The sequence below is a fragment of the Cellulomonas septica genome, from assembly GCF_012396155.1.
GTDB lineage: Bacteria > Actinomycetota > Actinomycetes > Actinomycetales > Cellulomonadaceae > Cellulomonas > Cellulomonas septica.
In genome coordinates, this window is the sequence record NZ_JAAXOY010000018.1 from 1 (window position 1) to 14,596 (window position 14,596).

Below are 14,596 nucleotides of genomic sequence, written 5' to 3' on the forward strand. Positions count from 1 at the left end.
CGGCTGCTGCGCGTACGGCTGCTGCGCGTGCTGCTGACCGGCGGTCGGCTGGTGCCCGGCGGGCGGCTGTCCCGCCGCCGACGCGGCGTCCGGCACGGCCTCGTACCCGCTCGGGGGAGGCGGCACGGGCTGCGTCGTCCCGGGCGACGGCTTCGGGTCGTCCGGGGCGGCGAAGGGGTTGTGCTCGGGCGTCGGCCCGCCCGGCTCGTTGCTCATGGCCGCAACCTAGCCGACCGCGCCCACGCGCGGACCCCCCGCTCAGGAGGTCGGTGGGTCGCCGATGTCGAGCACGACGGGGACGTGGTCGGAGGGTGCCTTGCCCTTGCGCTCGTCCCGCACGATCGTGGCGCCCGTGACCCGTGCGGCCAGGGCGGGCGAGGCGTACGTGAGGTCGATGCGCATGCCCTGGTTCCGCGGGAACCGCAGCTGCTGGTAGTCCCAGTAGGTGTAGGTGTGCTCGGCGGGCAGGTGCTCGCGGGAGACCTCGGTGAGCCCGGCGCGGGCGAGCGCGGTGAACGCGTCGCGCTCGGCGGGTGTGACGTGCGTGCGGCCCGCGAACCAGGCGGGGTCCCACACGTCGGTGTCGAGCGGCGCGATGTTCCAGTCCCCGACGAGCGCGAACGGCGAGGCGGGGTCGGCGGCGAGCCAGCCCTCGGTCGCGTCGCGCAGCCGCGCGAGCCACTCGAGCTTGTAGACGTAGTGCGGGTCGTCGACCTCGCGCCCGTTCGGGACGTACAGGCTCCAGACGCGGACGCCGCCGCACGTCGCGCCGAGCGCCCGCGCCTCGGCGACGGCGGGGTCGCCCCATGTCGGCATCCCGGGGAACCCGACCTCGACGTCCTCGATCCCGACGCGCGACACGATCGCGACGCCGTTCCACTGGCTGTGCCCGACGGTCGCGACCTGGTACCCGAGGGCCTCGAACGGCTCGCGGGGGAACTGCTCGTCCTTGCACTTCGTCTCCTGGAGCGCGAGGACGTCGACGCCGCTGCGCTCGAGGAAGGACACGGCACGCTCGGTGCGGGCGCGGATCGAGTTGATGTTCCAGGTGGCCAGACGCATGGACGGCGACGTTACCGGCCCGGGCGGACACACCCGTCCGGCACCTCCGTCCGAGACCCCGGCCCCGCAGCCGCCCGACGACCCGGCGCGGCCTCCCGCCCGACGGCTCTGCCGGCGGACGAGGCCGTCGCGCGCGCCACCCGCTCGGCGGCGGTTGGACCGGGTGGGTGTCGACCGGACGGACGAAAAGGACGTACGGGCTGTTCCTGGGGCGAAGCGCCTCGATACCGTTCCGCCAGCGACGCCGGGTCCGGGGACCGGACCCCGGGATGCCCGGCTCGCACGCACCCGTCACGAGCGGGTCAGGGAGGACGACGTGGGCGAAGGGCTGAAGGGGCGACGCGCGCTCGTCACGGGCGGCGCGAGCGGGATCGGTCGCGCGGTGGCCGTGGCGCTCGCACGCGCCGGTGCGGACGTCGCGGTGACGCACCTGTCGCACGACGCGTCGCAGGTCGTCGCGGAGATCGAGGAGGAGGGCCGCTCGGCCACGGCGGTCCAGGTCGACGCGCGGCACTCGTGGGACGTCGACAAGGCGGTGAGCACCGCGGCCGCGGCGCTGGGCGGCGGGATCGACCTGCTCGTCAACAACGTCGGCGGCATCGTGGAGCGGCGCACGCTCGCCGCGATGGACGACGCGCACTGGCACCACGTCCTCGACCTCAACCTGTCGTCGGTGTTCTACGCGACGCGTGCGGCGCTGTCGGTCATGCCGGACGGCGGCCGTGTGGTGAGCATCGGTGCGCAGGCGGCCCGCAGCGGCGGCGGGACGGGCATGGTCGCGTACACGACGGCCAAGGCGGCGCTCGAGGGGTTCACGCGGGCGCTCGCGCGCGAGCTCGGGCCGCGGCGCATCACGGTGAACGCGGTCGCGCCGGGGTTCGTCGCGCACACCCCGTTCCACGCGACGCACACGCCGGAGCCGGCCCAGCGGGCGGCGGTCGCTGCCGCGGCAGTCGGCCGGGCGGGGATCCCCGACGACGTCGCGGAGGCGGTGCTCTACCTGGTCTCCGACGGTGCGGCCTTCGTGACGGGCACGGTGCTCGACGTCAACGGGGGCGCGTACTTCAGCTGACGCCGACCTGCCGACCTGACGCCTGACGCCTGACGCCGACGGGCGTGCCGCGCCGGCGGGACGGACGGCATCCATGGGACCGGTGCCGCACGACGGGACCCGGCCGGCGTGGACCGGACGGATCCCGTCGGTGCGTCAGCGTCCCGCCGGGGCGGGCGTGCTCAGGCCAGCGCGCGGCGCGCGCGACGGCCGGTCGACTCCACGAGCCGCAGGCCGCGCGAGACGAGCGTCGGTCCGCCCTGCGCGTGCTCGACGCGGGACGCGATCTTGCCGGCGACGCCCGAGACGACGGGCACGACGACGGCGGCGATGAGGACGGTGCGCACGCGGCGCATCAGGAAGGCCCACATGATGGCTCCTCGGTTCAGTCGGGCGGCTCCCCGGCCGACGTCGTCGGGCCCAGGTCGCCGCGGTCCGGCACGTCGGGCGCGTCCGGTGCGGGTGGCGCGTCGCTCGGCAGCGGGTCCTCCTCCCGGCGGGGGTCGTCGGGCGGGAGGTCGTCGAACACCGGCGAGTCCGGCACGCGTCCGGGGTCGGGGATCGGGTTGCTCATGGGTGCTCCCTCTTCCTGGGAGCGGCCGTGCGGTCGCTCCGCCGTGGTGACGGGCGTCCGCCCTCCCCGACGGTATGTCGGCCGCGCGACGCGCGCGCGTCAGGTGAGGTCGTCGAAGTCCCCGCGGGTCCAGGCGGCGTGCCGCTCGGCCGACCGCCGGACGACGGCGGTCGCGTCGGCGGGGATGACGCCGTCGAAGTTGTTGTAGAGCCGGTCGAACGGTCGCCGCGCCACGTGCTCGGCGACCCGCAGCGCGACCGTGCCCGACAGCGGGATGCGGTTGGGGTAGGACCGCATGAACGACGCCGTGCGGTCGGGGTTGGCGAAGATCGTGTCGCCCGACAGCAGCACCCCGCGGCCGTCGGCGCCCGCGGCCCAGTGCACGACCGCGCTGCCGGGGAAGTGCCCGCCGGGCTGCGAGAGCACGACGCCGGGCAGCACCTCGCGCTCGCCCTCCCACGTCTCGACCACGGGGTCGGGCCGCTGCACCCAGCCCGCGTCGGCCGCGGACACCAGCACGGGCACCCCGCCGAGCGCACGGCTCCACTCGACCTGCACGCCGAACATGTGCGGGTGCGACGCCGCCACGGCCACCACGTCCCCGAGCGCGCGGACGGCCGCCACGGCCGCGTCGTCGACGAAGCCCAGCGGGTCCCACAGCAGCATCCCGGCGGGTGTGCGCAGGAGCTTCGACTCCTGGGAGATCCCCACGCCGGGCGACACGGTCAGCCCGAACAGGTCCGGCTCGAGCTCACGGACCGCGACGCCGTGCCCCTCGGCCTGCAGCGCGTTGAGCGTCGTCCACTCCTGGCCGGTCGACGGCACCCACTGCCGCTCGTCGGCGCAGATCGGGCACACGTCGGACCGTCCGGCGCTCTCCACCGCGCACGTCCGGCAGATCCACCACGTCATCGTCGTCTCCTCCGCCGCCCGCGGCGCACGCGGCCGCGGGTCCGCCGCCCATGCTGCCCCGCGCGGGCCCACCACGACGAGGGAGGGGCCACCGAGCCGCGCCCGGTGACCCCTCCCGTCGTCGTGCGACGCGTCGGTCAGGACACGGGCGCGACCTTCGGGCACGTGAAGCCGCGCGGCGGCGCGACGTACGTGAACGGCACGGCCTTCGTGGTGCCGCCCGGCGTGGTGACCCGCACCTCGGCCTTGCCCGCGGCGTGCGCGGGGACCCGCACGGACACCGCGGTGTCGCTGACGACGCGGAACGTCGTCGCGGCCGTCGACCCGAACGTCACGCCGGTCGTGCCGGTCAGGTGGCGACCGACGAGCAGCACCGTCGTCCCGCCGGCCGTGCACGCGACCGGCGGCAGCGCGGCCGTGAGCACGGGCTTCACGGCCGGGGCCGTGACGACCAGGTCGAGCGTCGCCGTCGACGACGCGAACGTCGCGTCGCCGACGAACGTCGCCGTGACGACCTGGGTCCCGGTCTGGCCCGCCGTGACGGTGAGCGACGCGGTCCCGTCGACGAGCGGCACCGTCCGGACCTCCCCGCCCGCGACCGTGAACGCGACCTCGCCGGCGGGGACGAGGCCCGCGGCCGCCACCGTCGCGGTGAGCGCCACGGTGCCGCCGCTCGCCACGGTCGTGGGCGTCGCGGTGAGCGTGGTCGCCGTCGGCACGTGCTCGTACGTGTACGCGACGGTGCCGTCGCTCGCACCCCGGTCGGTCGTGACGACGACCGGCGCGGGCCCGGCCGCGTGGGCCGGAACGGTCGCGCGCAGCGTCGTGGGTGAGTCCACGACGACGCCGGTGGCCGCGACCCCGCCGAACGTCACCTCCGGCGTCCCGACGAACCCGCTGCCGGTGACGACGACCTGGGCGCCCCCGAGCGCCGACCCGGCGGCCGGGTCGACGGACGAGACCGTCGGCGGGGCGGGCTCCGGGTCGGTCGACGTCGTCACGGCGAACGGCACGCTCACGTACTGCCGGTCGTGGACGGCGTCGCCGACGTACTCGACGCCGATCTGCGGCGTCCCGCCGTCGGTGGCCCACTCGACGTCCGGCACGGTGAACGTGACGTCCGCGTGGCCGTCCTCGAGGAGCGCGTCGCCGAGGAAACCGGTCGGACCGTAGATCCCGACGGCACCGGTCGGCGTCGCGCCGTCGCCCGTGACGGTCACCCGCACGGTCGCCGGACGGCCGACCGCCGCGGGCTGCGGCGACGACACCGCCGCGACCTGCGCGGGCGCGGTGCCGCGCGGCGGCACGACGAGGTGCAGGCCGTCGACGGTCTGGCCCGCCGCGACGTCGAGGGGCACGGCCTTGCTGCGCTGCTGGGTGCCGGTGCCGCCGTCGTAGTACGTCGTGACGCCGTCGTAGAAGCCGCTCGAGCCGCGGCTCTCCGCGACCACCGACAGGATGTGGCGGCCCGGCACCACGTCGTCGGCGGTGAACGCGCCGTCCACGACGTAGCGCAGCAGCGAGTCGTCGTACCCGCCGCCGACCGGCGTGACGTACAGCTCGGAGCTGAACCCGGAGCCGTCGGGCTTCACCGCGGTGCCGGTCAGCGTGCCGCCTGCGACGATGCGCAGGTCACCGATCGCCGTGTCGTCGCCGATCGTCACCCGCACCGTCTCGGCGTCCGCGCGCGTCGGGACACCGGGGTGGTAGACGTCGATGCCGCCGCCGAACGCGCGAGCCTGGACCACGTAGTCGCCGCTCGGGAGGCCACGCACCACGAACCGGCCGTCCGATCCTGCGGTCGCGCTGCCGTAGGCACCGTCCTCGCCCGTCGCGTAGACGTTGCCGGCCGCCGGCGTGCCGTCGACCGCCAGCAGGCGGCCGGTGATCGTGCCGCCGACGGGCATCGTGACCGGGTCGAGGTCGACGCAGTCGCCCGTGGCGAGGCTGAGCACGGTCGCGTCGTCGCGCCGGGTGCTGCCGGGGTAGTACCCGTCCGCCAGGTCGTCGTTCCACGTGCTGACCTCGAGGAGGTAGTCGCCGGGAGCCGCGTCGGAGACGCGGAAGGTCCCGTCGAAGCCCGTCGTGCCGTGCGCGCTCGCGGTGCCGCCGTCCGCCGGGTGGAGGAGGACCAGGGCGCCGGAGACGGGCGCTCCCGCGGCGTCGCGCACGACGCCGGTGAGGCACACGCCCTGCCGGAGGGAGGCGTCCACGCCCGCGGTGGTGCCGCCCGCGGTGACGACGACGGGAGTCGCGGACGCCCAGTCGTCGACGCCGTCGAAGTACTCCGACCGCAGGCCGGAGCCCGCCGTGGGGCGGAACTGGAGCTGGTACTCGCCCGCCGCCAGGCCGCCGATCGCGTACGTCCCGTCGGCCGCCGTGGTCGCCATCGAGGAGTAGCCCGGGCTCTGCTGCGTCGCCCAGACCGACACGCCGGCCGCGGGTGCGCCGTCGGGGCCGGTGACGGTCCCCGTGATCGTCGCGCCGGTGGTCATCGCGATGTCCCCGAGCGCGGTGGTCTGCCCCGCGACGGCGCTGACGACGCCGGCCTGCGTCTGGTCCTGCGTGCCGGGCCAGTACGTCGTCAGCAGGCCGGAGCCCCAGGGCCCGGTGACCTGCACCCGGTAGTCACCCGCCGGTGCCTTGATGCGGAACGTCCCGTCCGTCCAGGTCGAACCGAACCCGCCGTTGAAGCCCGTGGTGGCGGTCAGCGAGACGGACGCCGTCGAGACCGGCTGGCCGGCGGAGACCACACGGCCCTCGACGATCGCCGCCGTCTGGAGCACGGTGTCGCCGACCTGCGTGGTCGCGCCCGCCGTGACGGACAACCAGGTCGCCTCCCACGCGCGTGACCCGCCGTGGTACCCCTCGAGCAGGGGACTGTCACCGGGCGGCGTGACGTGCACGAGGTACGTGCCGGGGGCGACGGACGCGAAGGCGTAGCCGCCCTGGGCGTCGGTGAGCGTGATCGCGCCCGTCGACATGCCCATGGTCGTCGCGAGGTCGACGGGGACACCGACGACCGGCGCACCCGACGCGTCGACGACACGGCCGGTCAGGCTCCCCGTCGCGTCGTCGGCGGACGCGGTGGTGGCGAGTCCGATGAGGGTGAGGAAGGCGGCGAGGGCAGCGGCGACGAGGCGTCGCACGGCCCGCGGACGGGCAGGTGAGGGCATGGGGTCTCCTGGTGCCGGGTGCGCTGTGGTGCGCGACTCGGCGAGACCTTATCGACCGGATCCGACACGTGTGAGGCGTTTTGGCACCTGCGTCATGCGCGGCGTGACCGGCCGGCTCCGGCGCGCACGCCGAGGGCCGGGTGGCCTGCGGTCCACCCGGCCCTCGTGACGGTCGCGGCTGCCCCGGTGCCGCGACCGTCCCCCGTGACGTCCCTACTGCACGTCGTCGTCGACCCAGTCGAAGGTCTTCGTGACGGCCTTCTTCCACAGGCGGTACTGCCGGTCGCGCTCGGCGTCGTCGGCCGCGGGCTCCCAGCGCTTGTCCTCGGCCCAGTTGTCGATGACGTCCTGCTCGCCGGACCAGTACCCGACGGCGATGCCCGCGGCGTACGCGGCGCCGAGGGCGGTGGTCTCGGCGACCTTCGGCCGGATGACGGGCACGCCGAGGATGTCGGCCTGGAACTGCATGAGCGCGTCGTTGGCGACCATGCCGCCGTCGACCTTGAGCTCGGTGAGGTCCACGCCCGAGTCGGCGTTCATCGCGTCGAGCACCTCGCGCGTCTGGAAGGCGGTGGCCTCCAGCGCGGCGCGGGCGATGTGGCCCTTGTTGACGTACCGCGTGAGCCCGACGAGCGCACCACGCGCGTCGGCCCGCCAGTACGGCGCGAACAGGCCCGAGAAGGCGGGCACGAAGTACGCGCCGCCGTTGTCCTCGACGGTCGCCGCGAGCTGCTCGATCTCCGGCGCCGACGAGATGATCCCGAGGTTGTCGCGCAGCCACTGCACGAGCGACCCGGTGACCGCGATCGAGCCCTCGAGGGCGTAGACCGGGTCGGCGTCGCCGATCTTGTAGCAGAGCGTCGTCAGCAGGCCGTTCTTCGACGGGATCGGCTTGGTGCCGGTGTTGAGCAGCATGAAGTTGCCGGTGCCGTACGTGTTCTTGGCCGTGCCGACCTCGAAGCACGCCTGCCCGAAGGTGGCGGCCTGCTGGTCGCCGAGGATGCCCGCGATCGGCACCCCGGGCACCATGCCGCCCTCGCGGCCCTGGCCGTACACCTCGGACGACGAGCGGATCTCGGGGAGCATCGACAGCGGGATGCCCATCTCGCCCGCGATCTCCTCGTTCCACGACAGCGTGTCGAGGTTCATGAGCATCGTGCGCGACGCGTTGGTGACGTCGGTGACGTGCACGCCGCCGTCGACGCCGCCCGTCATGTTCCACAGGACCCACGCGTCGGTGTTGCCGAACGCGAGGTCGCCGCGCTCCGCCTTCTCGCGCGCGCCGTCGACGTTGTCGAGGATCCACTTGATCTTCGGGCCGGAGAAGTACGTCGCGAGCGGCAGGCCGACGCGGTCCTTGTAGCGGTCCGCACCGCCGCCGAGCGCCCCCAGCTCGTCGGCGATCTTCTGCGTGCGCGTGTCCTGCCAGACGATCGCGTTGCAGACCGGCTTGCCGGTCGTGCGGTCCCAGACCACGGCCGTCTCGCGCTGGTTGGTGATGCCGACGGCCGCGATGTCGCGGTGCGTCAGGTTCGCGCGGGTCAGCGCGAGCCCGACGACCTCACGGGTGTTGGTCCAGATCTCCTCCGGGTCGTGCTCGACCCAGCCGGCCCGGGGGAAGATCTGCTCGTGCTCCTTCTGGCCGACGGACACGATCTGGCCGCCGTGGTCGAAGACGATCGCACGGGAGCTGGTCGTGCCCTGGTCGATCGCCAGGACGTACTGCGTGTCGGGCATGGGGGTCTGCCTTTCGGTCGGGGGCCGGGGTCAGAAGATGTAGACGTTGGCGAGGAGGCCGGCGAGCACACCGCCGACGATCGGGCCCAGCACCGGCACCCACGCGTACGACCAGTCGCCGCCGCCCTTGTTCGGGATGGGCAGGACCGCGTGGGCGAGGCGGGGCGCGAGGTCGCGTGCGGGGTTGATGGCGTACCCGGTGGGTCCGCCGAGGCTCGCGCCGATGCCGACGACGAGCAGGGCGACGGCGAGCGGGCCGAGCCCGGACGGCGTCGGGCCGAACGCGAGGACCACGAAGACCAGCACGAACGTCGCGATGACCTCGGTGACGAAGTTCCACGCGTACGACCGCAGGGCCGGACCCGTGGAGAAGACCGCGAGCTTGATGCCCGGCTCGGCCTCCTGGTCGAAGTGCTTCTTGTACGCCATCCAGGCGAGCACGGCACCGATGAACGCGCCGATCAGCTGCGCGAGGATGTACCAGAACGCGTTGCCCACGGTCGGCTCGATCGTGACCGTGACCATGTCGTCGGGTCCGGTCTTGGTGGCGAACGGCTGGTCGGCCGTCAGCAGGCCGATCGTGACGGCGGGGTTGAGGTGGGCGCCTGACTTGAAGGCGGTGAAGACACCGGCGAAGACGGCGAGACCCCATCCGAAGTTGATGAGGAGCCAGCCGCCGCCGAAGCCCTTCGTGCCGGGCAGGATCACGTTCGCCACCACACCGGCGCCGAGCAGGATCAGCATCGCGGTGCCGAGGATCTCGGAGACGAACGCCTGGGACATGAGTGTGCCCACGGCCTATCCCTTCTGTTGACGAGACGTCGTTGTCACGTGCACCCCGCGCACGGGCCGCGGGGAGTTCGGGGTCGTGCTCAGGTGCCGGCGGGACCTGCCGATCCACGGCCGCGCGGCGAGCCCGGCTTGGTCCCGGCGCCGACGACGTCGTCGAGGCGGCGCATGGGGGCCAGGTCGGCGGCGCGCAGGCGCACCTGCTCGGCGGCCGCGTCGTCGTGCTCCTGCGCGGCGGCGTCCTCCGCCTCGGCGCGCGCGACGTAGGCCGCGATCTCCTTGCTGCGGGCCCGCTCGTCCCAGCCGAGGACGGGCGCGACGAGGTCGACGATCTCGTCGAGCGCGCCGACGCCCTTGTCCGCCTGCTCGTAGTTGAGGCGGGTGCGGTGCATCATCACGTCGTCGAGGTGCAGGGCCCCCTCGTGGCTCACGGCGTAGACGATCTCGGCGCCGATGTACGCGGGCGCGTTCGCGAGGGGCTCCGCGAGCCCCGGCTCGGCGTCGACGAGGTCGATGAGCTCGCCGAGCAGCGACCCGTACCGGTGCAGCAGGTGGTCCATGCGCGGGCGGTCCCAGCCGTACTTCGCCCCGATGGCCTTGGCCTGCCGCTGGAACACGCGCAGGCCCTCGGCGCCGACGAGCGGCAGGTCGTGCGTGAGCGACGGCAGGCTCGTGGCGCGCGAGCCGATCGCGAAGTCCACGGCGTCCTTCGCCATGACGCGGTACGTCGTGAGCTTGCCGCCCGCGATGACGGTCAGGCCGGGCGTCGGCGACGCGACGGTGTGCTCGCGCGACACCTTGGCCGACGAGGTGCCCTCCTTGACGTGCGGCTGGAGCAGCGGCCGCAGGCCCGCCCACGTGCCGATGACGTCGTCGCGGCTGATCGGCCGGGACAGCACCGCGTTGGCGTGCTCGATGACGTAGTCGATGTCCGCGCTGGTCGCGACGGGGTGCACGAGGTCCTGCTCCCACGGGGTGTCGGTCGTGCCGATCACCCAGTAGCGGGACCACGGGATGATGAACAGCACCGACTTCTCGGTCTGCAGGATCAGGCCGGTGTTGCCGGCGATGCGGCTGCGCGGCACGACGATGTGGATGCCCTTGGAGGCCAGCACGCGCAGGCCGCCCTCGGTGCCGGCGAGGCTCTCCGTCTCCTCCGTCCAGACGCCCGTCGCGTTGATGACCGCGCGCGCCCGGACGTCGAGGTGCTCGCCCGTCTCGAGGTCGACCAGCTCGGCGCCCGTGACGGCGCCGCCCGTCGTGGTGTGCAGGTCGAGCACCTGGGTGCGGCTCGCGGCGTGCGCGCCGTACGAGACGGCCGTGCGGACGAGGGTCTCGACGAGGCGCGCGTCGTCGACGCTCGCGTCCCAGTAGCGGACCGCGCCGACGGCCGCGTCGTGCCGCAGGTCGGGGAACAGCCGCTCCATGCCCTTGCGGGACAGGTGCTGGTGCATCGGCATCGCACGCTTGGAGCCGTTGACGGTGGCGAGCGTGTCGTACAGCAGGACGCCCGCGCCGACGTACGCGCGCTCCCAGACGCGGTTCTCGAGCGGGTACAGGAACGACACGGGCTTCACGAGGTGCGGCGCGAGCGTGTTGATGAGCAGGTCGCGCTCGGTGAGCGCCTCGCGCACCAGGTGGAAGTCGAGCATCTGCAGGTAGCGCAGTCCGCCGTGCACGAGCTTGCTGGACCGGCTCGACGTGCCGCTCGCCCAGTCCTGCGCGTCCACGATCGCCGTCGACAGGCCGCGCGTGACGGCGTCGAGCGCGATGCCCGCGCCCGTCACGCCGCCCCCGATGACCAGGACGTCGAGCTCGTTGCCGCGCTCGCCGCTGGCGCGCATGACGTCGAGCGCGTCCTGGCGTGCCTGGACCGTCAGTGGTGCTGTCCGCATGTGGTTCTCGTCCCCCGGGTGATTCGTCTGCCTCGGATCGCTGCGCCCGTGGCCGCTCGCTATCGTCATCACGGGGCGAACGGACGCGCAACCGGGGTGCACATACGTGCATGCACAGGCGTCCGTCGGAGGAGGGGTCCATGTACGTCGAACGGGAGCAGGACGTCCTGCGCGCGGCGTCCATGTACTACCTGCAGGACCTCAAGATGGAGGTCATCGCGCGGCACCTCGGGACCTCCCGGTCGACCGTCTCGCGGCTCATCAAACGTGCACGGCAGGCCGGCCTGGTCGAGATCACGCTGCGCCCCGCGAGCACGCGTGCACCCGGGCTGGGGCGGTCCGTGGCCGCGACGTTCGGCGTCGACGCGTACGTCGTCCCCGTGCCGGACTCCGCGTCGCACATCGAACGGCTCGACCAGGTGTCGATGACCGCGGCCCGCCTGCTGTCGTCGTGGTTCGACTCCGACATGGTCATGGGCGTGGCCTGGGGAACCACGCTCGCGTCGGTGTCCCGCTACCTCACGCCCAAGCCGACGCGCGGGTCGCACGTCGTGCAGCTCAACGGCGCCGCCAACATGCGCACGTCCGGGATCGAGTACGCGTCCGACCTCATCTCGTCGTTCGGCACCGCGTTCGGCGCGGCCGTGCACCACTTCTCCGTGCCCGCGTTCTTCGACTACCCCGACACCAAGCGCGCGATGTGGCGCGAGCGGTCCGTCATGCGCGTGCTCGACATGCAGCGGCGCGCCGACATCGCGGTGTTCTCCGTCGGCGCGGTCGCGGGCGCGGTCCCGTCGCACGTCTACTCCGCCGGGTACCTCGACGACGCCGACGTGCGCCTGCTGCACGACGAGGGCGTCGTGGGCGACGTGTGCACCGTCTTCCTGCGTGCCGACGGCTCGTGGCAGGACGTGCACCTGAACGAACGTGCGACCGGCCCGACGCCCGACGAGCTCCAGCGCGTGCCGCGGCGCGTGTGCGTCGTCGCGGGGGACAACAAGGTCGCGCCGCTGCTCGCCGCGCTGCGTGCCGGCGTCGTCACGGACCTCGTCGTCGACGAGCTCACCGCGACCGGGCTGCTCGACGCGGCCGAGCCGCCGCTGCCGCGCCGGACCGCGCGACGGACCCCCGACGCGTCGGCACGCGCCTGACGCGTGGACAGGCGTGACGCGTGGAGACACGCGTGACCCGTGGACACGCGTGACGGGTGGAGACGCGCATGACGCGTCGGCGCCGCGCGCCGCTCACGGCCACCGCGGGCCGCTCGCTCGCCGTGCGGGTCCGCGGACGCGTGCTGATACTCGCTCGGTGACCGACACCGCCACCGCGCCCGACGACGTCGACGCCACGCGCCTCAAGCGCTCCGTCTCCGGGCGTCTGCTGTTCCTGTTCATCCTCGGGGACGTGCTCGGCGCCGGCGTCTACGCGCTGGTCGGCGAGCTCGCGGGCGAGGCCGGCGGCATGGTGTGGGTCCCGCTGCTGGTCGCGCTCGGCATGGCGCTGCTCACCGCGGCGTCGTACGCGGAGCTCGTGACGAAGTACCCGCGGGCGGGCGGCTCCGCGGTCTACGCGCAGCGGGCCTTCGGTCGGCCGGTCGTGTCGTTCCTCGTCGGCTACTGCATGCTCGCCGCGGGCGTCACGTCCGCCGCGGGCCTGTCGCTCGCGTTCACGGGCGACTACCTCGGGGTGTTCCTCGACGTGCCGGCCGTGCCCGCGGCGCTCGTGTTCCTCGCGCTGGTCGCGGCGCTCAACGCGCGCGGCATCCAGGAGTCGCTGCGCGCCAACGTCGTGATGACGACGATCGAGCTCAGCGGGCTCGTGCTGGTCGTGGTGCTGGGCGCGGTCGTGCTCGGACGCGGCGACGGTGACGTGTCGCGCCTGACCGAGCTTCCCGAGGGCACGGGCGTCGCCGCGGCGACCCTCGGTGGTGCACTCATCGCGTTCTACTCGTTCGTCGGCTTCGAGACGTCCGCCAACCTCGCCGAGGAGGTCCGCGACGTGCGCCGCACCTACCCGCGCGCGCTGTTCGGGGCCCTGCTCACCGCGGGCGTCGTCTACCTGCTGGTCGGGATCGTCGCCCCCGCCGTCGTCGCACCCGCCGACCTGCAGGCGTCGAGCGGACCGCTGCTCGAGGTCGTGCGCGTCGCCGGCGGCGTGCCGCTCGAGGTGTTCTCCGTCGTCGCCCTGGTCGCGGTCGCCAACGGCGCGCTGCTCACGATGATCATGGCGAGCCGCCTCGCGTACGGGATGGCCGAGGAGGGGCTGCTGCCGTCGGTGTTCGGGCGCGTCCTGCCGGGGCGGCGGACGCCGGTCGTCGCCATCGTCGTCACCACGGTGGTCGCGATGGTGCTCACGACGACCGGGTCGCTCGTCGACCTCGCGTCGACCGTCGTGCTGCTGCTCCTGCTCGTCTTCCTCAGCACCAACGTCGCGGTGCTCGTGCTGCGTCGCGACCGCGTCGAGCAGCCGCACTTCCGGGCGTGGACCCCGCTGCCCGTGCTCGCCGCCGCGACGTGCGTCGGCCTGCTCACGCAGCAGGAGGCGAAGCACTTCCTGCTCGCGGGCGTGCTGCTCGTCGTCGGCCTCGTCCTCTACGCGGTGGCGCGGTTCGCGTCACGCCGGTCGTCCCGCTCCTGACGCACGGCCCGGGGGCGCCGGGCCTGTGACTCGGCGGACGCCGGTGCGTGACGGGTCGGTGGACGGTCCGTGCGGGGAGCGGGGGCCGCGTCGGCCGCGTCACCCGTCCGGGTGGTTCTCGGGCCTGCGCACGCGGTGACACGCGGCGTCGGACCGCCGGGACGTGGCGCGATGTCGGTGGCGCACGGCACGATCGGGTCATGCCCGATGACGACGCAGTCTCAGAGCGCTATGACCGTGCAGGTCGGCGCGGTCGTCGCCCGGTCACGACGCGCCCCGGGCCGCTCGCCGGGGTGCTCGCCGGCGTCGTCGGTGCGACCCTCGCGCTCTCGCCCGAGCTCCTCCTCGTGCCCGGCGGCGCCTACCTCACCGTCCCCGCGCTCCGGTCGCCGCTGCTGCTCGTCGCGATCGTCGCCGTCGTCGTCGGCGTGCTCGTCGCCCGCCGCCACCCCGGCTGGGCGACCGTGCTGGTCCTCATGCCGTTCGCGACGACCGTCTGGACCGGCTGGTTCGTCCTCGGCTGGTGGGCGGGCCTCGTCGCCGTCGCGGCCGTGGCCGCCCACCGTGCGCCGTGGCGTGCCCTGCCACCCGCCGCCGCCGCGGTCGCCGTCACCAGCTGGTTCACGGTCTCCGACATCGTCGCGTCCGTCCCGCTCGGGTCGAGCGCCGTGGGCGACGACGGCCGCGACGGGCTCGTGTCGCTCGCCGCGATGCTCGGGCTCCTCGTCGGCGCCGTCGCGGTCGCGACCGTCGGCGGGATGGT

The 14,596-nt window shown here is 74.0% G+C and carries 12 protein-coding genes and 1 pseudogene; 4 read left to right on the forward strand and 9 right to left on the reverse strand.

Annotation, left to right across the window (positions count from 1 at the left end; genetic code table 11):
• A pseudogene (locus HGA02_RS02030) lies at positions 1-216 on the reverse strand (DUF4190 domain-containing protein); the annotation flags it as partial.
• A gap of 42 nt (positions 217-258) precedes the next feature.
• The gene (locus HGA02_RS02035) at positions 259-1,062 is read right to left on the reverse strand and encodes an exodeoxyribonuclease III (RefSeq protein WP_168677008.1); all 804 of its coding nucleotides are present in this window, start codon (positions 1,060-1,062) and stop codon (positions 259-261) included.
• 316 nt (positions 1,063-1,378) lie between these two features.
• On the opposite strand from HGA02_RS02035, the gene HGA02_RS02040 reads away from it, so the two are divergent.
• Positions 1,379-2,134, forward strand: coding sequence for an SDR family oxidoreductase (locus HGA02_RS02040; RefSeq protein ID WP_168677010.1), 756 nt, complete (start codon positions 1,379-1,381; stop codon positions 2,132-2,134).
• Between the two features lie 161 nt (positions 2,135-2,295).
• On the opposite strand, the gene HGA02_RS02045 is transcribed toward HGA02_RS02040, so the two are convergent.
• The 7 genes from HGA02_RS02045 to HGA02_RS02075 form a co-directional block, all read right to left on the reverse strand.
• Complete coding sequence (locus HGA02_RS02045) at positions 2,296-2,484, reverse strand: hypothetical protein (protein WP_124341590.1); 189 nt, start codon at positions 2,482-2,484, stop codon at positions 2,296-2,298.
• Positions 2,485-2,498: 14 nt separating this feature from the next.
• Positions 2,499-2,687, reverse strand: coding sequence for a hypothetical protein (locus HGA02_RS02050; RefSeq protein WP_160142814.1), 189 nt, complete (start codon positions 2,685-2,687; stop codon positions 2,499-2,501).
• 99 nt (positions 2,688-2,786) lie between these two features.
• On the reverse strand, positions 2,787-3,599 hold the full coding sequence (locus tag HGA02_RS02055; RefSeq protein ID WP_168677014.1) for an MBL fold metallo-hydrolase: 813 nt from the start codon (positions 3,597-3,599) through the stop codon (positions 2,787-2,789).
• A gap of 137 nt (positions 3,600-3,736) precedes the next feature.
• Positions 3,737-6,775 carry a carboxypeptidase regulatory-like domain-containing protein gene (locus tag HGA02_RS02060; protein ID WP_168677020.1) on the reverse strand — a complete coding sequence of 1,013 codons (3,039 nt, stop codon included), beginning with the start codon at positions 6,773-6,775 and terminating at the stop codon, positions 3,737-3,739.
• Positions 6,776-6,988: 213 nt separating this feature from the next.
• A complete protein-coding gene (glpK, locus tag HGA02_RS02065) occupies positions 6,989-8,512 on the reverse strand; it encodes a glycerol kinase GlpK (protein WP_168677024.1) in 1,524 nt (507 codons plus the stop codon).
• Between the two features lie 30 nt (positions 8,513-8,542).
• The gene (locus HGA02_RS02070) at positions 8,543-9,295 is read right to left on the reverse strand and encodes an MIP/aquaporin family protein (protein WP_168677036.1); all 753 of its coding nucleotides are present in this window, start codon (positions 9,293-9,295) and stop codon (positions 8,543-8,545) included.
• Between the two features lie 89 nt (positions 9,296-9,384).
• Positions 9,385-11,196, reverse strand: coding sequence for a glycerol-3-phosphate dehydrogenase/oxidase (locus HGA02_RS02075; protein WP_168677029.1), 1,812 nt, complete (start codon positions 11,194-11,196; stop codon positions 9,385-9,387).
• 140 nt (positions 11,197-11,336) lie between these two features.
• On the opposite strand from HGA02_RS02075, the gene HGA02_RS02080 reads away from it, so the two are divergent.
• The 3 genes from HGA02_RS02080 to HGA02_RS02090 form a co-directional block, all read left to right on the forward strand.
• Positions 11,337-12,347, forward strand: coding sequence for a sugar-binding transcriptional regulator (locus HGA02_RS02080; RefSeq protein ID WP_168677031.1), 1,011 nt, complete (start codon positions 11,337-11,339; stop codon positions 12,345-12,347).
• A 157-nt stretch (positions 12,348-12,504) separates the two neighbouring features.
• The gene (locus HGA02_RS02085; protein ID WP_168677033.1) at positions 12,505-13,833 is read left to right on the forward strand and encodes an amino acid permease; all 1,329 of its coding nucleotides are present in this window, start codon (positions 12,505-12,507) and stop codon (positions 13,831-13,833) included.
• Between the two features lie 293 nt (positions 13,834-14,126).
• Positions 14,127-14,596 (forward strand): hypothetical protein (locus HGA02_RS02090; protein ID WP_425483022.1); only part of this gene is annotated, 470 nt, incomplete at its 3' end.

What these genes read in the sequence shown, in the direction of transcription:
- HGA02_RS02035 (WP_168677008.1), bottom strand. Translation starts at nt 1,062, where the DNA reads ATGCGTCTGGCCACCTGGAACATCAACTCGATCCGCGCCCGCACCGAG.
- HGA02_RS02045 (WP_124341590.1), bottom strand. Translation starts at nt 2,484, where the DNA reads ATGTGGGCCTTCCTGATGCGCCGCGTGCGCACCGTCCTCATCGCCGCC.
- HGA02_RS02050 (WP_160142814.1), bottom strand. Translation starts at nt 2,687, where the DNA reads ATGAGCAACCCGATCCCCGACCCCGGACGCGTGCCGGACTCGCCGGTG.
- HGA02_RS02055 (WP_168677014.1), bottom strand. Translation starts at nt 3,599, where the DNA reads ATGACGTGGTGGATCTGCCGGACGTGCGCGGTGGAGAGCGCCGGACGG.
- HGA02_RS02060 (WP_168677020.1), bottom strand. Translation starts at nt 6,775, where the DNA reads ATGCCCTCACCTGCCCGTCCGCGGGCCGTGCGACGCCTCGTCGCCGCT.
- glpK (WP_168677024.1), bottom strand. Translation starts at nt 8,512, where the DNA reads ATGCCCGACACGCAGTACGTCCTGGCGATCGACCAGGGCACGACCAGC.
- HGA02_RS02070 (WP_168677036.1), bottom strand. Translation starts at nt 9,295, where the DNA reads ATGTCCCAGGCGTTCGTCTCCGAGATCCTCGGCACCGCGATGCTGATC.
- HGA02_RS02075 (WP_168677029.1), bottom strand. Translation starts at nt 11,196, where the DNA reads ATGCGGACAGCACCACTGACGGTCCAGGCACGCCAGGACGCGCTCGAC.
- HGA02_RS02080 (WP_168677031.1), top strand. Translation starts at nt 11,337, where the DNA reads ATGTACGTCGAACGGGAGCAGGACGTCCTGCGCGCGGCGTCCATGTAC.